Source organism: Aeromonas sp. 600774, assembly GCF_049175075.1.
GTDB lineage: Bacteria > Pseudomonadota > Gammaproteobacteria > Enterobacterales > Aeromonadaceae > Aeromonas > Aeromonas veronii_A.
Window position 1 is genome coordinate 1 of sequence record NZ_JAAKUJ010000010.1, and the last position, 21,119, is coordinate 21,119.

General features: G+C 57.0%; 18 protein-coding genes. 12 read left to right on the forward strand and 6 right to left on the reverse strand.

Features of this window, described 5'->3' with window-relative positions:
• Positions 1-191 precede the first annotated feature (191 nt).
• A complete protein-coding gene (gene adhE / locus G5171_RS11995) occupies positions 192-2,858 on the reverse strand; it encodes a bifunctional acetaldehyde-CoA/alcohol dehydrogenase (protein ID WP_337072781.1) in 2,667 nt (888 codons plus the stop codon).
• Positions 2,859-3,698: 840 nt separating this feature from the next.
• Here adhE and G5171_RS12000 point away from each other — a divergent pair.
• From G5171_RS12000 to G5171_RS12030, 7 genes are all read left to right on the forward strand, one after another.
• Positions 3,699-4,334, forward strand: a complete 636-nt coding sequence (locus G5171_RS12000; RefSeq protein ID WP_005337678.1) for a YchE family NAAT transporter — start codon at positions 3,699-3,701, stop codon at positions 4,332-4,334.
• Positions 4,335-4,613: 279 nt separating this feature from the next.
• Positions 4,614-6,233, forward strand: coding sequence for an ABC transporter substrate-binding protein (locus G5171_RS12005; protein WP_421260229.1), 1,620 nt, complete (start codon positions 4,614-4,616; stop codon positions 6,231-6,233).
• Positions 6,234-6,331: 98 nt separating this feature from the next.
• The gene (oppB, locus tag G5171_RS12010) at positions 6,332-7,252 is read left to right on the forward strand and encodes an oligopeptide ABC transporter permease OppB (protein WP_069555437.1); all 921 of its coding nucleotides are present in this window, start codon (positions 6,332-6,334) and stop codon (positions 7,250-7,252) included.
• 14 nt (positions 7,253-7,266) lie between these two features.
• Positions 7,267-8,178 carry an oligopeptide ABC transporter permease OppC gene (gene oppC / locus G5171_RS12015; RefSeq protein ID WP_005337670.1) on the forward strand — a complete coding sequence of 304 codons (912 nt, stop codon included), beginning with the start codon at positions 7,267-7,269 and terminating at the stop codon, positions 8,176-8,178.
• Positions 8,179-8,232: 54 nt separating this feature from the next.
• Positions 8,233-9,213 (forward strand): ABC transporter ATP-binding protein, encoded by a 981-nt coding sequence (locus G5171_RS12020; RefSeq protein WP_005337668.1) that lies wholly within the window; start codon positions 8,233-8,235, stop codon positions 9,211-9,213.
• The gene (gene oppF / locus G5171_RS12025) at positions 9,214-10,209 is read left to right on the forward strand and encodes a murein tripeptide/oligopeptide ABC transporter ATP binding protein OppF (RefSeq protein ID WP_005337666.1); all 996 of its coding nucleotides are present in this window, start codon (positions 9,214-9,216) and stop codon (positions 10,207-10,209) included.
• Positions 10,210-10,511: 302 nt separating this feature from the next.
• Positions 10,512-11,456, forward strand: a complete 945-nt coding sequence (locus tag G5171_RS12030; protein WP_421260230.1) for a TerC family protein — start codon at positions 10,512-10,514, stop codon at positions 11,454-11,456.
• Positions 11,457-11,520: 64 nt separating this feature from the next.
• On the opposite strand, the gene alr is transcribed toward G5171_RS12030, so the two are convergent.
• Positions 11,521-12,747, reverse strand: a complete 1,227-nt coding sequence (alr, locus tag G5171_RS12035; RefSeq protein ID WP_103422279.1) for an alanine racemase — start codon at positions 12,745-12,747, stop codon at positions 11,521-11,523.
• Positions 12,748-12,920: 173 nt separating this feature from the next.
• Between alr and G5171_RS12040 the strand changes: the two genes are divergently transcribed.
• Positions 12,921-13,370, forward strand: a complete 450-nt coding sequence (locus G5171_RS12040; protein WP_421231252.1) for a methyltransferase family protein — start codon at positions 12,921-12,923, stop codon at positions 13,368-13,370.
• 77 nt (positions 13,371-13,447) lie between these two features.
• Here G5171_RS12040 and tapW read toward each other — a convergent pair whose 3' ends face one another.
• Together tapW and G5171_RS12050 are read right to left on the reverse strand one after the other, a co-directional pair.
• Positions 13,448-14,587: a type IVa pilus ATPase TapW gene (tapW, locus tag G5171_RS12045; protein WP_421260231.1), complete on the reverse strand. Its 1,140-nt coding sequence runs from the start codon at positions 14,585-14,587 to the stop codon at positions 13,448-13,450.
• A 58-nt stretch (positions 14,588-14,645) separates the two neighbouring features.
• Positions 14,646-15,002 carry a DMT family protein gene (locus tag G5171_RS12050; protein WP_005337656.1) on the reverse strand — a complete coding sequence of 119 codons (357 nt, stop codon included), beginning with the start codon at positions 15,000-15,002 and terminating at the stop codon, positions 14,646-14,648.
• 112 nt (positions 15,003-15,114) lie between these two features.
• On the opposite strand from G5171_RS12050, the gene G5171_RS12055 reads away from it, so the two are divergent.
• From G5171_RS12055 to G5171_RS12065, 3 genes are all read left to right on the forward strand, one after another.
• Positions 15,115-15,846, forward strand: a complete 732-nt coding sequence (locus G5171_RS12055; RefSeq protein ID WP_021230624.1) for a substrate-binding periplasmic protein — start codon at positions 15,115-15,117, stop codon at positions 15,844-15,846.
• Positions 15,847-15,942: 96 nt separating this feature from the next.
• Entirely contained in the window at positions 15,943-16,950 is a 1,008-nt protein-coding gene (gene btuC / locus G5171_RS12060) for a vitamin B12 ABC transporter permease BtuC (protein WP_421260232.1), read from the forward strand.
• A gap of 53 nt (positions 16,951-17,003) precedes the next feature.
• A complete protein-coding gene (locus G5171_RS12065; RefSeq protein ID WP_421260291.1) occupies positions 17,004-17,801 on the forward strand; it encodes an ATP-binding cassette domain-containing protein in 798 nt (265 codons plus the stop codon).
• Between the two features lie 116 nt (positions 17,802-17,917).
• Here G5171_RS12065 and G5171_RS12070 read toward each other — a convergent pair whose 3' ends face one another.
• On the reverse strand, positions 17,918-18,979 hold the full coding sequence (locus G5171_RS12070; protein WP_204477408.1) for a 3-deoxy-7-phosphoheptulonate synthase: 1,062 nt from the start codon (positions 18,977-18,979) through the stop codon (positions 17,918-17,920).
• A gap of 144 nt (positions 18,980-19,123) precedes the next feature.
• Here G5171_RS12070 and G5171_RS12075 point away from each other — a divergent pair, with 144 nt between their 5' ends.
• Positions 19,124-19,504, forward strand: a complete 381-nt coding sequence (locus G5171_RS12075) for a diacylglycerol kinase (protein ID WP_005337641.1) — start codon at positions 19,124-19,126, stop codon at positions 19,502-19,504.
• 81 nt (positions 19,505-19,585) lie between these two features.
• On the opposite strand, the gene serA is transcribed toward G5171_RS12075, so the two are convergent.
• Positions 19,586-20,818: a phosphoglycerate dehydrogenase gene (serA, locus tag G5171_RS12080; protein WP_005337639.1), complete on the reverse strand. Its 1,233-nt coding sequence runs from the start codon at positions 20,816-20,818 to the stop codon at positions 19,586-19,588.
• Positions 20,819-21,119 lie beyond the last annotated feature (301 nt).

Below are 21,119 nucleotides of genomic sequence, written 5' to 3' on the forward strand. Positions count from 1 at the left end.
TTGGTTGGTTGGTTGGTTGGTTGGTTGGTTGGTTGGTTGGTTGGTTGGTTGGTTGGTTGGTTGGTTGGTTGGTTGGTCCGGAAGATAGGTGCTGCACTAGCGCAATCGGTTGGAGAGAGGAGAGCAGTGAATAAGTGGCAGATAAAAAAAAGCCCGCGCACTGCGCGGGCTTGTTATTTCAGGACTGATTATCAGGCCTTGGATTTCTTCTTGCCTTCAACCTTGGCTTCAACCGGGGCAGCAGTTACCGGAACGGCTTCGGTGAACGGACGACCGTAGTAGGAGTCCAGCAGAACCTGCTTCAGCTCGCTGATCAGCGGGTAGCGCGGGTTGGCGCCGGTGCACTGGTCATCGAAAGCTTCGATAGCCAGCTGGTCAACCTTGGCCAGGAAGTCAGCTTCAGTCACGCCAGCTTCGCGGATAGAGGCCGGGATACCCAGGGTCGCCTTCAGCTCGTCCAGCCAGGTCAGCAGCTTCTCGATCTTGGCGGCGGTGCGGTCACCGGCAGCAGTCAGACCCAGGTGGTCAGCGACTTCGGCGTAACGACGACGAGCCTGCGGACGGTCGTACTGGGAGAACGCAGTCTGCTTGGTCGGGTTGTCGTTCGCGTTGTAGCGGATGACGTTGCTGATCAGCAGGGCGTTAGCCAGACCGTGCGGAATGTGGAACTCGGCACCCAGTTTGTGAGCCATGGAGTGGCACACACCCAGGAAGGCGTTGGCGAACGCGATACCGGCGATAGTGGCAGCATTGTGCACCTTCTCGCGAGCGATCGGGTCGTTGGCACCGTTCTGGTAGCTGGACGGCAGATACTCTTTCAGCATTTTCAGGGCTTGCAGCGCCTGGCCGTCGGAGTACTCGTTAGCCAGTACGGAAACATAGGCTTCCATGGCGTGAGTCACGGCATCGATACCACCGAATGCACACAGGGACTTCGGCATACCCATGACCAGGTTGGCATCAACGATGGCCATGTTCGGGGTCAGCTCGTAGTCAGCCAGCGGATACTTCTGACCAGACACTTCATCGGTTACTACCGCAAACGGAGTGACTTCAGAGCCGGTACCGGAAGTGGTGGTGATACAGACCAGTTCGGCCTTCACGCCCATTTTCGGGAACTTGTAGATACGCTTGCGGATGTCCATGAAGCGCATGGCCAGATCTTCGAACGCAGTGTTCGGGTGCTCGTACATTACCCACATGATCTTGGCCGCATCCATCGGTGAACCACCGCCCAGCGCCAGGATAACGTCCGGTTTGAAGGAGTTGGCCATCTCGGCACCCTTGCGAACCACAGCCAGGGTCGGGTCAGCTTCTACTTCGTAGAACACTTCCACTTCCATATTCTGTGCTTTCAGCAGGCTGACCAGTTCATCGGCGTAGCCGTTGTTGAACAGGAAGCGGTCAGTTACGACCATGGCACGCTTTTTACCTTCCAGGTCGCTCAGAGCGATCGGCAGGGAACCACGACGGAAGTAGATGGATTTCGGAAGTTTGTGCCACAGCATGTTTTCTGCCCGTTTTGCGACTGTCTTCTTGTTGATCAGGTGCTTCGGACCCACGTTTTCGGAGATGGAGTTACCGCTCCAGGAGCCGCAACCCAGGGTCAGGGACGGAGCCATTGCGAAGTTGTACAGGTCACCGATACCGCCTTGGGTAGACGGAGTGTTGATCAGGATACGCGCGGTCTTCATCTTGTCGCCGAAGTACTTGATGCGGTCAGCGTTGCGGTCCTGGTCGGTGTACAGACCTGAGGTGTGGCCGATGCCACCGATGTTGACCATGTCACAGGCCATATCAACGGCGTTTTCGAAGCTGCTTGCACGGAACATACCGAGCAGCGGGGACAATTTCTCGTGAGCAAACTCATCTTCTGCACACAGCTTGACGCCTTCACCGATCAGGATCTTGGTATCAGCCGGTACAGTCACGCCTGCCATCTCGGCAATCTTGGTGGCTGGCTGGCCAACAATGTTGGCGTTCAGGGCACCGTTGATCAGGATGACTTTACGTACCTTGTCAGCATCTTCTTTGGAGAGCACGTGGCCCTTGTGGGATGCAAAGCGCTCTTTAACCTGGTCGTAGATGGCATCAACAACGATGACCGCCTGCTCGGAAGCACAGACCACGCCGTTATCGAAAGTCTTGGACATCAGGATGGAGGCAACGGCACGCTTCACGTCGGCAGTTTCGTCGATAACGATAGGTACGTTACCGGCACCCACACCGATAGCAGGCTTACCGGAGGAGTAGGCTGCTTTCACCATGCCCGGGCCACCGGTGGCCAGGATCAGGTTGATGTCTTCGTGCTTCATCAGGGCGTTGGAGAGCTCAACAGACGGTTGGTCGATCCAGCCGATGATGTCTTTCGGCGCACCGGCGGCAACAGCTGCATCCAGTACCAGCTTGGCAGCGGTATTGGTGGAGTTCTTGGCGCGGGGGTGCGGGGAGAAGATGATGGCGTTGCGGGTCTTGAGCGCGATCATGGATTTGAAGATCGCAGTGGAGGTCGGGTTGGTGGTCGGAACGATACCACAGATGATACCTACCGGCTCGGCGATGGTGATGGTACCCATCTGATCATCTTCGCTCAGAATGCCGCAGGTTTTCTCGTCTTTGTACTTGTTGTAGATGTATTCGGAGGCGAAGTGGTTCTTGATAACCTTGTCTTCGATGATACCCATACCGGATTCTTCCACGGCCATCTGGGCCAGGGGGATACGGGCGTTGTTGGCGGCCAGGGCGGCGGCACGGAAGATCTTGTCTACCTGCTCTTGAGAGAAGCTGGCGAATTCACGCTGTGCTTCCTTAACGCGGGCGACCAGTGCATCCAGTTCAGCCAAATTGGTTACTGCCATGTTTATCTCCTGATTATTTGAAAACTGTTTAGTAAGACGTTGGCAATGCCCGGCAATTATAGTCGCCCTGTCAAGACGGTATGGTTGCAACACGGTTTTTACATGCCTTACTAAATCGCTTTCTGAGTCGATTATAGAGCGGGGCCGACTCAGAAAAACTTGATCTGGATCATGTGTAACAAAAGAACAAAAGAAATTTTCTTTCACAATCCTTGTTTGACCGATGTTATCGAAATGTACACCAAAGGGAAAGGTAAGAGGCCTGTTAATGCAGGGCAATAAACCACATTTATCAAGCGGTTAATTATTCATCTTCATCTGGTTGCAGCACCAATTTGGCGCTATTAGTTAGTAAATATGAGTAGATAGGTTTCAAAATCATCGGCAAACGCGCTTTATTTCTGCATTTGTTGCGAGAATGATTGTTGTTTTAATCCATGACTAATCCGCTTTATTCCCCGAGGACGCCATTTCTGCCCGCTTTCCCGGTTTTTGCATTGTGGCTCTCTTGCCGAGTCAGTGAAGTGATGCATAGCCTGAAATAGTGGAAAGGCAAAGCTTGGATTCTCTCGAGTCGCTTGGTCATTCGGTCAGTCACCGTCGGACTCTCTGGTCATGATTAAGTAGACTTGCACTCACTTTTCTAACGCGTGTCGGGCGGTAGAAAGGGCTTTTGGCATCGGTTTATGCCAGTTAGCGTGGATGCATTAGATGAACTAACTAAAAAACCCTCAAAATGGTGAGATTATTTGATTGGTGCCCGCTCTGGCTATGATGTAAATTTACGCACGAAATTAATGGACTGGCCCGCTGGGCCCGAAACTCTATTGGAAGGCGCCTATGGCAGCAATTGACGTCTCGTTGTATCTGAAGTTTTTTGTCGGTTTGTTCGCAATTATCAACCCGCTTGGTCTGCTGCCAGTCTTTGTCAGCCTGACCAGCCACCATACCCAGGCCGAGCGGATGAAAACCAACACCACCGCCAATATCGCGGTGATGGTGATCTTGCTGGTCTCCATGTATATGGGGCAACTGATCCTCGATGGGTTTGGTATTTCGCTGGCGTCGTTCCGGATCGCCGGTGGGTCGCTGATTACCCTGATTGCCTGGTCAATGCTGCAGGGCAAGCTGGGCGAGGTGAAGCACAACAAACAGGAGAAGGGTGAACTGGCGGTGCGCGAGTCTATCGCCGTGGTTCCGCTGGCACTTCCATTGATGGCAGGCCCCGGTGCCATTTCCTCGGTGATTGTCTATGCCAGCCAGAGCCACTGGCAGCAACTGCTTGGCATGTCAGTGGTTGTCGTGGTCTTCTCCTTCTGCTCCTGGCTTATCTTCCGCGCCGCACCGCTGCTGTTCAAGATCATGGGTAACACCGGTATCAACGTGGTGACCCGTATCATGGGCCTTATCATGATGTCGCTGGGTATCGAGATCATGGTGGCCGGTATCAAGGGCGTTTTCCCCAGTCTGATGTGAGCCAGCTCCACTTTATGAAAGCCGGTCCTCGTGACCGGCTTTTTATTGGTTGCTTTTTACCCTGTCTTTTCTAGAATCGGTCGTTTGTGTGAAAAATGAGCGAGTTGCTGGTGTTTTAATACTGAAAAAACGCACATTAGCTGATTTTTTAACCAGGAAATGACAGTTACCCTAACAATATCTGTTGCATTATCAGAATTGGCAGGGAATTATGCTGGGAGCGGGTTTTATCACCGTCACTTTAAAAAACGCATGGAATGTTCTTGTTGGAGTAGGGAAATGACTCATAAAAAAACAATGATTAACACATTGCTGGTGGCTGCACTGTTTGGTGGCGTCAATGTGGCTCAGGCTGCCGATGTCCCGGCGGGAACCAAGCTGGCGGATGTCCAGCAGTTGGTAAAAGGCAACGGTTCCGAGCCTGCGACCTTGGACCCACAGAAAGTTGAAGGAACGCCTGAGTCTGCAATTTTGCGCGACCTGTTTGAAGGTCTCGTGACATCCGGTTCGAAAGGGGAAGTTGTTCCTGGTGTCGCAGAGTCTTGGGAAACCAAGGATAACAAGCACTACGTCTTCCACCTGCGCAAAGATGCCAAGTGGTCCAACGGTGAACCGGTCACCGCACATGACTTTGTATATGCTTTCCAACGTGCAGTTGACCCCAAGACAGCTTCTCCATACTCCTGGTACCTGGAGATGCCAACTATTGCCAATGCTACAGAGATCATTGCTGGCAAGAAGCCGGCTGATACGCTGGGTGTGAAGGCGACCGACGACTACACCTTCGAAGTTCAGCTCGAGAAGGCCATCCCTTATTTCGTAACCATGCTCTCTCATACCACCACTTATCCGGTACCGAAGAAGGTGATCGAGAAGTATGGTGAAAAATGGACCCAGCCGGGCAATATGGTAGGTAATGGTGCCTACGTATTGAAGGAGTGGGTTGTTAATGAGCGAATTGGTTTGGAGCGTAATAAAAACTATTGGAATGATGCGAAAACGGTGATCAACAAGGTTACCTATCTTCCGATCCAGTCCACCAACGCGGAGCTAAATCGCTTTTTAGCTGGTGAGATCGACATGACATGGAATGTGCCGATCGAACGCTTTAAGCAGTTGAAGAAAGATTATCCCGCGGATCTGAAGGTTGAAGGTCTGGTTTCTACTTATTACTACCAGTTCAACATCAAGAAAAAGCCGTTTGATGACGTGCGAGTGCGAACTGCTCTCTCTTATGCGGTCAATCGTGACGTGATTGCAGATAAAGTCATGGGACAAGGGCAAAAACCCGCATATGGGTTGACGCCTGACTATGTTGATGGTTTTAAACCGGTTGCTCCGGAGTGGTCAAAAATGACCCAGGCTGAACGTGACGCCAAGGCCAAGGCGCTGCTTGAAGAGGCAGGTTTCGATGCCAGCAAGCCGCTGAAGTTCGAGCTGCTCTACAACACCGATGACAACCACAAGAAAGTAGCTGTGGCCGTTGCCTCCATGTGGAAAAAACTGGGTGCAGAGGTCAGCTTGGTGAACCAGGAGTGGAAAACTTACCTCGAAACCAAGAAGCAGGGACAGTTTGACGTGGGTCGTGCCGGCTGGAGCGCCGACTACAATGAAGCCTCATCCATGCTGGATCTGATGCAGACCACTCACGGCAACAACGATGGCAAGTACTCCAATCCGGTGTTTGACAAGTTGATGACCGATTCTCGTGATCAGGTTGATGCGGACGCTCGCAACAAGCTCTATGTCCAGGCGGAAGAGATCCTGGCCAAGGACATGCCGATCATCCCGATATACCAATATGTTCAACCTCGGATGGTCAAAGCTTATGTTGGGGGTTACCCAAGCAACCCGCTGGATAACCTCTACAGCAAAGATATGTACATCATTGCTCACTGATTTAAAGCAACAAGTCGCATAACAAGCAGGGCCCGCCAGACGGCGGGCCTTTATTACAACCGCGACCCTTTGGAAGCAGTACAGGACAGGAAATGTCTATGTTGAAATTCATTTTTAAACGGCTATTGGAAGCGATCCCGACTCTGCTGGTCTTGATCACCGTCTCTTTCTTCATGATGCGTTTCGCTCCGGGTAACCCCTTTACCAGCGAACGTTCACTCCCTCCCGAAGTAATGGCCAACATCGAAGCCAAATACGGCCTCGACAAGCCGATCGGCATGCAATATCTCACTTACCTGGGCAACCTGGTACAGGGTGATTTGGGGCCCTCTTTCAAATACAAGGATTTCACCGTCAATGATTTGGTGAGTCAGGCGTTGCCTGTCTCCGCCAAGATCGGGACCACGGCCTTCTTCTTCGCCGTGTTGCTGGGGGTCACCTTCGGCACCATAGCGGCACTGAAACAGAACACCATTATCGACTATCTGCTGATGTCGTCGGCCATGGCCGGGGTGGTGATCCCGGGCTTTGTGCTGGCGCCCTTGCTGGTGCTGTTTTTCAGTATTCATCTGGGCTGGTTCCCTGCCGGTGGCTGGCAAGGTGGTGGCATCCAGTTTATGGTGCTGCCTGTGTTCGGCATGATGATGTACTACATCTCCGCTATCTCGCGGATCATGCGGGGCAGCATGATCGAGACCATGAACTCCAACTTTATCCGTACCGCCCGTGCCAAGGGCTTGCCGCTGCGCCACATCATCCTGAAACACGCGCTGCGTCCGGCCATGCTGCCGGTGGTCTCCTATCTGGGCCCGGCCTTTGTCGGCATCATCACAGGTTCCGTGGTGATCGAGACCATCTTCGGCCTGCCGGGGATCGGTCAGCTGTTCGTCAACGGTGCCCTTAACCGTGATTACTCCATGGTGCTCGGTCTGACCATTCTGGTCGGCGCCCTTACCATCACCTTTAACGCTGTGGTCGATATTCTCTACGCCTTTATCGATCCCAAGATCCGTTACTAATTCGGGAGTTCATCATGGTTGTTTCAACTGAAAAACGGGATGCCGTCGAGGCGTTCGCGCAAAAAGTGGAAGTGGTGGAGGGGCGCTCTCTGTGGAAGGATGCCCGTCGCCGTTTCCTGCGCAACAAGGCTGCCCTGACCAGCCTGATCATTCTGACCATCATCGGTCTGGCGGTCATCTTTGGCCCCCATTTGTCCCAATACACCTTTGACGATCCGGACTGGGGCGCCATGCAGTCGCCGCCGGATATGGAAGCGGGTCACTACTTCGGAACCGACAGTCTGGGGCGCGATCTGTTCGTGCGCACCCTGCTGGGTGGCCGTATCTCCCTGATGGTCGGCATCATGGGCGCCATGGTGGCGGTCATCATCGGCACCCTTTATGGCGCGGCATCCGGCTTTATCGGTGGTCGGGTCGACAGCCTGATGATGCGGGTACTGGAGATCCTCAACGCTTTCCCGTTCATGTTCTTTGTCATCATGCTGGTCACCTTCTTTGGCCGCAATCTGGCACTCATCTTTATCGCCATCGGGGCGGTGAGCTGGCTCGACATGGCGCGTATCGTGCGGGGCCAGACTCTCAGCCTCAAGAGCAAGGAGTTTATCGAGGCGGCTCACGTCTGTGGCGTCTCCAAGTGGAAGATCATCACCCGTCACATCGTACCGAACGTACTCGGTATCGTGGCCGTTTACGCCACCTTGCTGGTGCCGGGCATGATCATGTTTGAATCCTTCCTGAGTTTCCTGGGCCTTGGGGTTCAGGAACCGATGACCAGCTGGGGTGCCCTGCTGGATGAAGGCTCCAAGTCGATGGAAGTGGCCATCTGGCAACTGCTGTTCCCCGCCTGCTTTATGGTGGTGACCCTGTTTTGCTTCAACTTCCTCGGGGATGGTCTGCGTGACGCCCTCGATCCGAAAGATCGTTAATCGAGCATCGGATCGACAGGAAAGCATCACGAAAGATCGATAAGGAGTTTTTATATGAAGTTACTGGATGTGAAAGATCTGCGGGTCGAGTTCAAGACCCCGGACGGCAATGTGGTGGCGGTCAACGACCTCAACTTTTCTCTCTCTGCGGGTGAAACCCTGGGGATCGTCGGCGAGTCCGGCTCCGGCAAATCCCAGACGGCCTTTGCCATCATGGGGCTGCTGGCCAAAAACGGCATTATTACCGGTTCCGCCAAGTTTCAGGGTGAGGAGATCCTCAACCTGCCGGAGTCCAAGCTCAACAAGATCCGCTCCGAGAAGATCGCCATGATCTTCCAGGACCCAATGACCTCGCTCAACCCCTACATGAAGGTGCAGGATCAGCTGATGGAAGTGCTGATGCTGCACAAAGGGGTGAGCAAGGCGGAAGCGTTCGAAGAGTCGGTACGGATGCTTGATGCGGTGAAGATCCCCGAAGCACGCAAGCGGATGGGGATGTATCCCCACGAGTTTTCCGGCGGCATGCGCCAGCGGGTGATGATCGCCATGGCGCTGCTCTGCCGGCCGCAACTGCTGATCGCCGACGAACCGACTACCGCACTCGACGTGACCGTACAGGCCCAGATCATGACTCTGATGAACGAGCTCAAGCGCGAGTTCAACACCGCCATCATCATGATCACCCATGACCTTGGCGTGGTCGCCGGTATCTGCAACAAGGTGCTGGTGATGTATGCCGGTCGTACCATGGAGTACGGCAAGGTAGACGATATCTTCTATCGCCCGAGCCACCCCTACACCGAAGGCCTGCTGCGCGCCATTCCCCGCCTCGATACCGAAGGGGAAGTGCTGCCCACCATCCCGGGCAATCCGCCCAACTTGCTGCGTCTGCCCACCGGTTGCCCCTTCCAGGAGCGTTGCCACCGGGTCAGCGAGATTTGCGGCCAGCAGTCACCGATCCTGACCCCGTTCAACGATGGTCGGGAGCGTGCTTGCCACTGGGTTTCGGATGCCATGAACAAGGGGGCCAACTAAATGGGTGCCGACAAAAAATTGCTGTTGGAAGTGTCTGATCTCAAGGTCCACTTCAGTATCAAGAGTGGCAAGGCGTGGCCCTGGGCCAAACCGTCCGATCTCAAGGCGGTCGATGGCGTGACCTTGCGTCTCTATGAGGGTGAAACCCTCGGTGTGGTGGGGGAGTCCGGTTGCGGCAAATCGACCTTTGCCCGCGCCATCATCGGTCTGGTACCGGCCACCGATGGCAAGGTGGTGTGGCTGGGTGACGATCTCACCAAGCTCGATCAGAATGCCCTGCGCGAGAAGCGTAAAGAGATCCAGATGATCTTCCAGGACCCGCTGGCTTCTCTGAACCCGCGCATGACCATCGGCGACATCATCGCCGAGCCGCTCATCACCTTCTATCCCAACCTGCCACGGGAAGAGGTGAAAGAGAAGGTGCGCGCCATGATGAGCAAGGTGGGGTTGTTGCCCAACCTGGTCAACCGCTATCCGCACGAGTTCTCCGGTGGCCAGTGCCAGCGGATCGGGATTGCCCGGGCGCTGATCCTCGAGCCCAAGATGATCATCTGCGACGAGCCGGTGTCGGCGCTCGACGTCTCCATTCAGGCGCAGGTGGTTAACCTGCTCAAATCCCTGCAAAAGGAGATGGGGCTGTCGCTTATCTTCATCGCCCACGACCTGTCGGTGGTCAAGCATATCTCCGATCGGGTGCTGGTGATGTATCTGGGCAACGCCGTTGAGCTGGGGACTCGCAAGGAGATCTTCGCCAACCCGTTGCACCCCTATACCAAGGCGCTGATGTCAGCGGTGCCGATCCCGGACCCTGAGCTGGAGCGCAACAAGGTGATCCAGATCCTGGAGGGCGACTTGCCCTCACCGATGAACCCGCCGTCCGGTTGCGTGTTCCGCACCCGCTGCCCGGTGGCTGGCCCCGAGTGCGCCAAGACCCGTCCTGTGCTTGAGGGGAACTTTGATCACGCGGTCTCCTGCCTCAAGGTCGACCCGCTCTGATGGGGATGTGTTGAACCTGTTTGCGGGGCTCCTTGATGGGGCCCCGATTTATTTCTGGCGGTAGTGAAGATGCCTCTTGGCGTTATCTTTTACCGCTGCTACTATCCGCGCAACAAGGGGAGTAACTTCTCGCCGGTTTGTCGTCATTACGGTGCACCCATTTCCTGCAGTGCACCCGGCAGCCGGGCAGTCGATGCAAATCAGCTGTAAGTGAGACCTTGCCGAGAGGCAAGGTGTATCTGCTCCAAACGCAAACCCACGCCTCTCGGTCGTGGGTTTTGTCGTTTTTGGGAGAAGTGAACATGGGTGAATGGTGGATGTGGACCGGTTTCTTCAGCATAGTGCTGGTCCTGTTATGGATAGACATACGCTTTGTCGGTGGCGGCAAGTCACACAAGGTATCTCTCAAAGAGGCGGGCGTCTGGTCCCTCATATGGATCAGTGTTGCCCTGCTCTTCAACCTGGCTATCTGGCTCTGGCTGGATCACAGCGCGGGCCGTGAAATCGCCAACCAGAAGGGGTTGGAGTTCCTCACCGGCTACCTCATCGAGAAAGCGCTGGCAGTGGACAACGTCTTCGTCTGGCTGATGCTGTTCGGCTACTTTGCCATTCCGGCCGAGCTACAGCGCCGGGTGCTGCTCTACGGGGTACTGGGTGCCATCGTGATGCGTGCCGGTATGGTGTTCGCGGGCAGCTGGCTCATCGAGCAGTTCCACTGGATCCTCTACCTGTTCGGCGCTTTCTTGCTGCTGACCGGTGCCAAAATGCTGTGGGCGGCCGACAAGGAGCCGGATCTCGCCAATAACCCGCTGCTGGGCTGGATGCGCCGTCGCTTCAAGGTGACCGAGACGCTGGAGGGGGAGAAGTTTTTCGTCTGGCGTGACGGTGTGCGCTATGCCACCCCGCTGCTGCTCATTCTGGTGCTGGTGGAGGTGAGCGATCTCATCTTCGCGGTGGACAGTATCCCGGCCATCTTCGCGGTGACCACGGATCCCTTCATCGTGCTGACCTCCAACATCTTCGCCATCATGGGTCTGCGTGCCATGTACTTCCTGCTGGCGGGTGTGGCTGATCGCTTCGCCCTGCTCAAATACGGTCTGGCGCTGATCCTGATGTTTATCGGGGTCAAGATGCTGCTGCTGGATATCTTCAAGATCCCGACCGGCATAGCACTGTGCGTAGTCGCGTTGATCCTGCTGGCATCCATGGGGCTGAGTCTGTTTGTGACCCGTAAAAAGGCCGCTTAAACGCAACATTATTTAATACCAAACAACAAGGGCTCCCGCGGGAGCCCTTTTTCATATCGCGTGATCAGCGTTTGATCTTTTTGGGGTTGGTGTAGCCCCAGATGGTGTACATGTCCGCCAGCAGGGCGCCGTTGTACTCCTCCAGATCCGCCTGTTTCACTTCGGCGTCACCCTGACGGCCAAACAGCACCACCTCGTCACCGGGTTTCACACCCTTCAGGTCGGTCACGTCCACCATGATGGTGTTCATGGAGGTCTTGCCGACCACCGGTACCTTCTGACCCTGGATCAGCACATAGGCTTTGTTGCTGAGGGCGCGGCGATAGCCATCGGAGTAGCCCAGCGGCAGGTTGGCGAGCCAGGAGTCACGCTTGAGAGTAAAGGTGCGGTCATAACCGACGGTGTTGCCCGCGGCATAGTGGTTGACCGAGGCGACCTGGGTCTTGAATGCCATCACCCGCTTGTACTCGGTGTGGGAGGGGATGGAGTCACCGTAGAGCAGGCCGCCCGGGCGCACCATGTCGAAGTAGGCGTCCGGCACGGCCAGGGTGGCGAAGGAGTTGGCGGCGTGGATGGTGATCTTGCTGCGATCCAGCTTGCCCGCTTCCAGTAGCCACTGGGAGTCCAGTTTGAACTGGGCCAGCCCCATCTTGACGTCCTCTTTCTCCTCAACCGGGAAGTGGGTCATGATGCCGACCGGGGTGATCCCCTTTAGCTTGAGCATGGCCAGCGCATCCTGCTTGGCATCGGCCAGACGCAGGTCGATGCCGTTGCGGCTCATGCCGGCGGAGTTGAGCGCGATATGCACCGGAATGGTGGTGTGGTGGCGCTGGGCGATATCGGCGATACCCTGGGCACTGACCAGACTGCCGATCAGCTCCTCCATCTTGTAGGGCAGGGCCTGCTCTACTTCATCCGGGGTGGCAGCACGCACCCGCATCAGACGGCCGGTAAAGCCCTTCTCGCGGGCGACGCGCGCCTCTTCGTTGCTGGCGATGCCGATGCAGGGGATATTGGCCTTGACCACGGAGGGGACCAGCAGGTCGATGCCATGACCATAAGCGTCGGCCTTCATGATGGCGCAGATCTGCGGGCCTTTGTCACCGAGACGATCCTTGAGGGTCTGGATATTGTGTTCAAAGGCGCCCAGATCCACTTCCAACCAGGCGTTGCTGGCGGTTTGCTCCTGGCCGTTTCGATGATCCGTCGCAAGGGGCAGATAGGGAGCCGCAACGGCTTGGCCCGCGAGCAGGCCGAAGATCAGGGTAGCCAGCAGAGTTTTCTTGTGCATGGTGATTCCTTTTTGTTGTTCGCGTTGGATAGTTTGGACGGGGTCGGCCACATTGGTGGTGGTTTAACCACAACTTGTTGTTATTATTATGATCTTTGTCACTCTCAACAGGTGCTGACTGGTTGGGAGTCTACCGCAACACGGGTTCGGCCGACACTCGTCAGGGGAAGAAAATGGTCAATCTTGAGTTACGTTTTCCACCACCGCTGATCTTCCTGCTCTGTGCAGGGGCCATGTGGTGGCTAAGAGGGGAGAGCCAGCCCGGTATCTGGGCAATGACGCTGATGGCTGTGCTGGTCGTGGCGGGGGCCATCATGGGCTTTGGGGCCCTGCAACGGTTTCGTCACCACCAGACCACGGTCAGCCCCACCAAACCGCAGCACACCAGCCGTCTGGTGACCTGTGGCGTCTATCGTGTCAGCCGCAATCCCATGTATCTGGGCTTGCTCTGCTGGCTGGCCGCCTGGGGCTGTTATCTCGGCGGGATGTGGGTCTGGGTTGGGCCAATCGTGCTGGTGGCCTGGTTAACTCGCTTTCAGATCATGCCGGAGGAGCGGCTGCTAAGCGCCCGCTTTGGTGACGAGTATGTGGCGTATTGCCAGCGCGTTCGCCGTTGGTGTTAAGTGGTCTGGAAGACACTTTGCGAAAGTGTGAGAGGGAGATAATGCCCCCGTGCCTGTTGAGGCACGGGAGGGAGCGATCAGAAGAGATCGTCCTTTTCATCCTTTGTTGGCTCCAGACTCCAGCCGGTGGCATCACTGCTGCTGGCTATCTGTCCCTTCTCCTTCCACAGCTTGATCTTGAGGCGCAGGTTGTTGGCCGAATCGGCGTTCTTCACCGCCTCTTCTTCCTCAATTACCCCTTCCACCACCAGATCAAACAGGGCACTGTCGAAGGTGACCATGCCGAGGGCTTTGGACTTTTCCATCACCTCTTTGAGGCCGCCAAATTCGCCGCGCTTGATCATGTCGCGGATGGTGTGGGTGCCGAGCATGATCTCCACTGCGGCCCGGCGGCCGCCATCGGTGGTTTTCACTAGACGCTGGGAGACAAAGGCCTTGAGGTTGTTGCCCAGATCGTTGAGCAGTTGTGGACGGCGCTCCTCGGGGAAGAAGTTGATGATTCGATCCAGCGCCTGGTTGGCGTTGTTGGCGTGCAGGGTGGAGATGGCAAGGTGGCCGGTTTCGGAGAAGGCCAGCGCATGCTCCATGGTCTCGCGATCGCGGATCTCGCCGATAAGAATGACGTCCGGCGCCTGACGCAGGGTGTTTTTCAGCGCAGCGTGGAAGCTGCGGGTGTCCACGCCCACTTCCCGCTGATTGATGATGCTCTTGCGGTGACGATGAACGAACTCCACCGGATCCTCGATGGTGATGATGTGGCCGCCGCTGTTGCGGTTGCGATGGTCGATAAGCGCTGCCAGCGAGGTAGATTTACCCGAGCCGGTACCGCCGACAAACAGCACCAGACCGCGTTTCTCCATGATGGTGTCGAGCAGCACAGGCGGGAGTTTGAGATCTTCAAAGCGGGGGATTTCGGTCTTGATGTTGCGGGCCACCAGAGAGACTTCGTTGCGCTGCTTGAAGATGTTGACCCGAAAGCGGCCGATCTGGGGCAGGGAGATGGCGAGGTTCATCTCCAGATCCTTCTCGAACTGCTGCTTCTGCTCGCCATCCATGATCTCGGCGGCGATCCGCGCCACTTCACCCGGCTCCAGCGGCGTTTCGTTGAGGGGGCGCAGGCCGCCGTTAAATTTGGCGCAGGGGGGCGCGCCGGTCGACAGATAGAGGTCTGAGCCATCCTGCTTGGCCAGGATCTGTAACATGTCTCGCAATTCCATTTTTTTGCCTCGTCGATCAATGAGATGCCATGAGCGGGATGATATTGAGTGTACAGCCTCAGGCGCCGGTCAGTTTCTCGCGAAAGACAAAAAAGACCGCACCGAGAATGCAGAGCCCTGCCCAGAGATAGTCCCATTTCAGATCTTCTTTGAGATAGAAGATAGAGAAGGGGACGAATACGGTGAGTGTGATCACTTCTTGCAGGATTTTAAGTTGGCCCACGCTCATCACCGTATGGCCGATGCGGTTGGCGGGCACTTGCAGCAGGTATTCGAACAGGGCGATACCCCAGCTCACCAGGGCGGCAATGATCCAGGGTTTATGGTTCATGCTCTTGAGGTGAGCGTACCAGGCGAAGGTCATAAAGACGTTGCTGCAGAGCAGCAGACCGATACTGGTGAAAATCGGGTTCATAGGGTTCTCCTTGAAAATCCGGCGCATTTTATCCCTGAACCACGGGTTTTCATACGTGGTGCGGGAGGGTATTTTTAACCAACAGGATAAGCCGTGCGAGGTATGCGACGGGATGGGCAAGTTATGCGGGATTGTGTTGTTACTGTTATTTGCCATGCCGGTGCGTGCGGCCCCGACGCTGACGGTGGCCACCGATCTGTGGCCGCCATTTCGCATCCTGCAAGCGGATGGCCGGTTGCAGGGGCTCGACATGGACATCCTGCGCCGGTTGCAACAGGCGAGCGGCATTGAGTTGCAGGTACGACGGATGCCGTGGGGCAGGGCGCTCAAGCAGATGCAGACCGGTCAGGTCGATCTGATGATTGGCCTCGCCTATACCGCCGAGCGGGCGCAGTTTATCGACTATCTGCAGCCTGCCTACTACCAGTGCTGGCCCGCGTTTTATGGTCAGCCGGTCAATGTGGCCCGGATCCACCAATACCGCGATCTGCAGGGGGTGAAGGTGGGCTATGTGCTCAACTCCGCCTACTTTGAGCCCTTCAACAGTGACAGCCGCCTCGACAAGCACGGAGTACCCACCGAAGATCAGCTGCTGCGCATGGTGCAGCGCGGTCACCTGCCGCTGATGATTGGCACCGACTGTCAGGTGGACTATGCCCTGAGTCAGGGAAATGCCAGCCGGATAGGCAAGGCGGACTACCGTCCCGCCACGCCGGTGACCCTCTATCTGGGGATGAGCAAGCACTCACCTCACCAGTCGCTGCGCCAGCCCTTGCTGGTGGCGCTGCAAAATCTGGTGGCCAGCGGCGAGATAAGCGTGATGGCCAAGCGTTACCAGCCTTGACCTTGGGTGGCAAGCCACTGTTATCATGCCCTTTTCCTGCTTCTCCCCGGCGCTGTGACAGGGCTGGGGGGAAGCCTTGTTATTCGGGGATCATCCTTGTACCTCTCCCTTATCGCCCGCCAGCAGCGCTGGCAGCGGCGCTGGCTCTGTGGCCTGACGCTGCTGACCCTGCTGCTGTTTCTCTTCTCCCTCGTCTGGGGCGAGTTTGTGCTGCAGCCCTGGCAGCCCCTTGGCGATCTCGAACAGCGCATCTTGCTGGAGCTGCGCCTGCCGCGCGCCTTGCTGGCCCTCTTGGCTGGCGCCGCGCTTGCTTGTGGTGGCGCCGTATTGCAGGTGATGCTGCACAATCCGGTGGCGGAGCCCGGGCTGCTTGGTGTCTCAAGCGGGGCAGGACTGGCTGCCATGGTAGCGATGGCGGTAGCCAAATCCCTCGGTGTCTATCTGCCAGGCTGGGGGCTGTCACTGGCGGCCTTCGGTGGCGCCCTGCTGGTGACCATGCTGCTCATTCGGCTGGCTCGCCGGGCGCGTCTCGGCCATGCCCGCTTGCTACTGTTTGGGGTGGCTATCGGTATTCTCACCAATGCCGCCATGACCTGGCTGATGTACTTTGCCGACGACGGCTCCTTGCGTGAATTCATGTTCTGGATGATGGGCAGCCTCTCTTACGGCAGCCAGCAGTTTGCCTGGTGGTGGCTGGTGCTGCCGCTCACCCTGGGCTGGCTCTGCTGGCAGGGCAAGGCGCTGCAACAGTTGCTGCTGGGGGAGACCCAGGCCCGCCTGATGGGGATGGATGTCGACAGGATGCGAGTACGGCTGGTGCTGGCGGTCTGTCTGCTGACCGGGGTGGCGGTATCCCTGTGCGGGGTGATCGGTTTTGTCGGGCTGGTGGTGCCCCATCTGCTGCGGCTCTGTGGCGGTAGCGATCAGCGTTTCCTGCTGCCTGCGTCGGCGCTCGGTGGCGGGGCCCTGCTGCTGGCAGCCGATCTGGTTGCTCGATCCACCCTGAGCGCGGGGGAGTTGCCTATCGGGGTCATCACCGCCTCGGTGGGGGCGCCGCTCTTTATCTATCTGCTATTGAGGCAAACTGCTGATGGTTCTGCATGATTTGGTCGGGGCGCGCAGTCACCTTATTTACCCGTTGTTGAGGCAAGATGCCGATGTCGCCCGCTGATCACATGCCGGTTTCTTCTGGTGCTACTGCGCCGCTGCTGGAGTCGCGCGAGCTCGCCATTGCCGGACGGCTCTCTCCCCTCAATATCCGTTGGCATGGCGGCCAGTTGGTGGCGCTGCTTGGCCCCAATGGCAGTGGCAAGTCGACCCTGCTCGGGGCGCTGGCGGGGATTTTACCCGCCGATGGCACAGTGCTGCTGGGGGGGGAAGTGCTTACTGACCTGAGTTGGCCCGAGCTTGCCAAGCAGCGTGCCATGCTACCCCAGCGTCAGCCCCAGCTGTTTCATATTCCGGTGTTTCAGGTGTTGAGCCTGGGGTTCGATGAGGCGGTTGCGCCCGCCAGACAGAATGAGGCGATAAACGCACTGTGCGAGGCATTGGAGCTGGAAGCCTTGCTGGCTCGTGACTTCAGCCGGTTGTCGGGGGGCGAGCAGCAGCGGGTGCTGATTGCCCGCACCCTGCTGCAGGTGTGGCCGAGCCTCAATCCGACCGGCAAGGTGCTGCTGCTGGACGAGCCGCTGGCGGGGCTCGACCTGCATCATCAGCTGGCGCTATTACGGCTGCTGAAAAAGCTGGCCGGGCAGGGATTGCTGGTGGTACTTGCCATCCACGATATCAATCTGGCTATCGACTGGGCCGACCGCATTCTCTGCCTGCAAGGGGGCGCTGTGGTGCGCGAAGGGGGTGTCGAGCTGGTGGATGAGGCACTGCTGGCGCAGGTATTCCAGATCAGCACCGATCGCATCGAAGCGGCAGGCCGGGTGTGGTTTATGCCCAGTTTATAAGTAGGGTGTATAGGAAAGAGCGCGCATGTAGGGTCGATTAGCGAAGCGTAATCGGCCGATAGCAAGAAGAAGGGGCCAGTATCAAAAATACCGGCCCCTTTGGTTTTATTCGCAGTTCAAGCCTGTTTGCTCAGGCGCACCTGCGCCGCCTCTGCCAGCATCGCCAGCAGGGTTTCGGTATCGTTCCACGATAGACAAGCATCTGTGATGCTCTGGCCAAAGGTGGCGGCGCAGCCGTTCTCCACATCCTGACGCCCTTCCACCAGGAAGCTTTCTGCCATGATGCCGGCGATGCCGGTACGGCCGCGGCGCAGCTGATCGCAGATATCTTGCGCCACCAGCAGTTGACGACGGTGATCCTTCATGCTGTTGCCGTGGCTGAAATCGACTACCAGACGCTCCGGCAGGCCCACATCGGCCAGCGCTTCACACGCTTCATCGACACTGGCGGTGTCGTAGTTGGGGCGGTGGCCACCGCGCAGGATCACATGACCAAAGGGGTTACCGGCGGTGCGGTAGATGGTCATCTTGCCGTCCTTGTCCGGCGAATAGAAGATGTGGCTGTGACGGGCGGCGCGCACCGCATCGATGGCGATGCGGGTATTGCCGTCGGTGCCGTTCTTGAAGCCGACCGGGCAGGATAGGGCCGAAGCCATCTCGCGGTGTACCTGGGATTCGGTGGTACGTGCGCCGATGGCGCCCCAGGTGATGAGGTCGGCAATATACTGGCCGGTCACCATATCGAGGAACTCGGTGGCGGTGGGCATGCCGATCTCGTTGATGTCGACCAGCAGTTTGCGTGCCAGTTTCAGCCCTTCGTTGACATCGAAACTGCCATCGAGGCGCGGATCGTTGATGAGCCCTTTCCAGCCGACGATGGTGCGCGGCTTCTCGAAGTAGGTGCGCATCACGATGCAGAGGCTCTCTTTATACTGCTCGCGCAGAGCATTGAGACGCAGGGCATACTCGCGAGCAGCAGCGGGATCATGGATGGAACAGGGGCCGACGATGACCAGCAGGCGCTGATCGTCTCCAGCCAGAATGGCTTCCACTTCGCGACGGGCATCCAGCAGATTCTGGGCAATGGTATCGGTGATCGGAAACGCGTGTGCGAGCTCGCTCGGAGTGATCAGTGACTCCAGGCGACGGGTGCGCAATTCATCTGTGTGAATGGACATACAACTCAAGTCTCGAGTGGGTGGTGTCAGCCGCAAGGGGCGAAAAAGCAAAGAGATAAAATAAAGCAAAAGTCCCCTGATTGAAACCTTGGGGGGCTCTGATAGGATGTGAGGCCAAAATCGATTCCAAATGAGGTAGATAGCGTGGCAAAGCCAGGGGCAACCGGGGTCACCCGCATCATCAACGCAACCGGTTACAGCATGAAGGGGCTCAAGTCAGCCTGGATTAACGAGGCGGCGTTTCGGCAGGAGCTGATGCTGATCCTGCTGCTGATGCCGCTGGCCTTCTGGCTGGGGGATTCTCTCAACCAGATCCTGCTGCTTATCGTCATCAGCTGGCTGGTGGTGATCGTCGAGATCCTCAACTCCGCCATTGAAGCTGTAGTAGACAGGGTTGGCTCCGAGCATCACGAGCTCTCCGGTCGTGCCAAGGATCTGGGCTCCGCCGCCGTCTTTATTGCGCTGGCCCTGAACGCTCTGGTATGGGGCGCGCTGGTAGGCCGCAATCTGTTGGGGTGGTGGTAAGCCACCATGCTGTTTTGAGGTTCTGCTTCATAAAAAAGCCCGTCATCACGACGGGCTTTTTGCTGCGCAGATAAGGGTCTATCAGTGGAGGATGCGGGCGCGGATGGTGCCGTTGATCTCCTTGAGCTTGGCGAGCGCCTTCTCGCTGTGCTCGGTCTCCACGTCGATCACCACGTAACCGATATGGCTGCTGGTCTGCAGGTATTGACCGGCGATGTTGATCCCCTCTTCGGCGAAGATCTGGTTGATCTGGTTCATCACACCCGGCTGGTTGCGGTGAATGTGCAGCAGGCGGCTGGAGCCCTTGTGGCCCGGCAGCGACACTTCCGGGAAGTTGACGGCGGAGAGGGTGGAGCCGTTGTCGGAGTATTTGACCAGCTTGTTGGCCACTTCCAGCCCGATGTTCTCCTGCGCTTCATGGGTGGTGCCACCGATGTGCGGGGTCAGGATGACGTTTTCAAGCCCACGCAGCGGGCTTTGGAACTCTTCGTCATTGGACTTGGGCTCGACCGGGAAGACGTCGATGGCAGCGCCGGCGATATGCCCGCTCTTGATGACGTCAGCCAGCGCATCGATATCCACCACTGTACCGCGGGCGGCGTTGATGAAGATGGCGCCCGGTTTCATCATCCGCAGCTGCTCGGCACCGATCATGTTCTTGGTGGAGGCGGTCTCCGGCACATGCAGGCTGATGACGTCAGACATATTGAGCAGCTCGACCATGCTTGGCACCTGAATGGCGTTACCCAGCGAGAGCTTGTTCTCGATATCGTAGTAATAAACCTTCATGCCGATGCTCTCGGCGATGATGCCAAGCTGGGTACCGATGTGGCCGTAGCCGATGATGCCGAGCTTCTTGCCGCGCGCTTCCACCGAGCGGTTGGCCAGTTTTTCCCACACGCCGCGATGGCACTTGGCGTTTTTCTCGGGGATGCCGCGCAGCAGCAGCAGGATCTCGCCCAGTACCAGCTCGGCGACCGAGCGGGTGTTGGAGAAGGGGGCGTTGAAGACCGGAATACCGCGGATCTGGGCCGCTTCCAGCTCGACCTGGTTGGTACCGATGCAGAAGCAGCCGATGGCGACCAGCTTGTTGGCGGCGTCGAGGACTTTCTCGGTGATCTGGGTGCGGGAGCGCAGCCCGATGAAATGGACGTCGCGGATCTGCTCGATCAGCTCCTCTTCGGAGAGCGAGGTCTTGAGATACTCCACACTGGTGTAACCTGCGGCACGAAAGGTCTCTACGGTGTTGGGATGAACCCCCTCCAGCAGCAGAACCTTGATTTTATCCTTGTCCAACGAAAACTTGGCAGTCATGACGATCCCTCTGTATGTGCAAACGTAAGTGCAGATTTGGTGTGCGAAGAAAACCGTAAAGTAGCAAAAACGTTTGGGAGAGGGAATATTTGTGACGAAAGTCAAATTCTTTGAAGTTATCAACGAATGTTGTAAACACCCGCATGCAACTTGTTGAGGGATAAATAAAAACGGCGCCATCAGGCGCCGTCATTTATTCACAGTGCAATGTTTGGGTCATATCCCATCCCGGGGCTCAATCAACGCCGCTGTTGCGTCAGGGCTGGCACAATGGCGTTGGCGGGCGAGGGAGGATGCCGCT

Excerpts from the sequence above, each read along its gene's own strand:
- G5171_RS12040 (WP_421231252.1), top strand. The coding sequence starts at position 12,921 with ATGGTCAATCTTGAGTTACGTTTTCCACCACCGCTGATCTTCCTGCTC.
- oppF (WP_005337666.1), top strand. The coding sequence starts at position 9,214 with ATGGGTGCCGACAAAAAATTGCTGTTGGAAGTGTCTGATCTCAAGGTC.
- G5171_RS12020 (WP_005337668.1), top strand. The coding sequence starts at position 8,233 with ATGAAGTTACTGGATGTGAAAGATCTGCGGGTCGAGTTCAAGACCCCG.
- serA (WP_005337639.1), bottom strand. The coding sequence starts at position 20,818 with ATGACTGCCAAGTTTTCGTTGGACAAGGATAAAATCAAGGTTCTGCTG.
- adhE (WP_337072781.1), bottom strand. The coding sequence starts at position 2,858 with ATGGCAGTAACCAATTTGGCTGAACTGGATGCACTGGTCGCCCGCGTT.
- tapW (WP_421260231.1), bottom strand. The coding sequence starts at position 14,587 with ATGGAATTGCGAGACATGTTACAGATCCTGGCCAAGCAGGATGGCTCA.
- G5171_RS12055 (WP_021230624.1), top strand. The coding sequence starts at position 15,115 with ATGGGCAAGTTATGCGGGATTGTGTTGTTACTGTTATTTGCCATGCCG.
- oppC (WP_005337670.1), top strand. The coding sequence starts at position 7,267 with ATGGTTGTTTCAACTGAAAAACGGGATGCCGTCGAGGCGTTCGCGCAA.
- G5171_RS12050 (WP_005337656.1), bottom strand. The coding sequence starts at position 15,002 with ATGAACCCGATTTTCACCAGTATCGGTCTGCTGCTCTGCAGCAACGTC.
- G5171_RS12070 (WP_204477408.1), bottom strand. The coding sequence starts at position 18,979 with ATGTCCATTCACACAGATGAATTGCGCACCCGTCGCCTGGAGTCACTG.
- G5171_RS12000 (WP_005337678.1), top strand. The coding sequence starts at position 3,699 with ATGGCAGCAATTGACGTCTCGTTGTATCTGAAGTTTTTTGTCGGTTTG.
- G5171_RS12005 (WP_421260229.1), top strand. The coding sequence starts at position 4,614 with ATGACTCATAAAAAAACAATGATTAACACATTGCTGGTGGCTGCACTG.
- G5171_RS12065 (WP_421260291.1), top strand. The coding sequence starts at position 17,004 with ATGTCGCCCGCTGATCACATGCCGGTTTCTTCTGGTGCTACTGCGCCG.
- oppB (WP_069555437.1), top strand. The coding sequence starts at position 6,332 with ATGTTGAAATTCATTTTTAAACGGCTATTGGAAGCGATCCCGACTCTG.
- alr (WP_103422279.1), bottom strand. The coding sequence starts at position 12,747 with ATGCACAAGAAAACTCTGCTGGCTACCCTGATCTTCGGCCTGCTCGCG.
- G5171_RS12030 (WP_421260230.1), top strand. The coding sequence starts at position 10,512 with ATGGGTGAATGGTGGATGTGGACCGGTTTCTTCAGCATAGTGCTGGTC.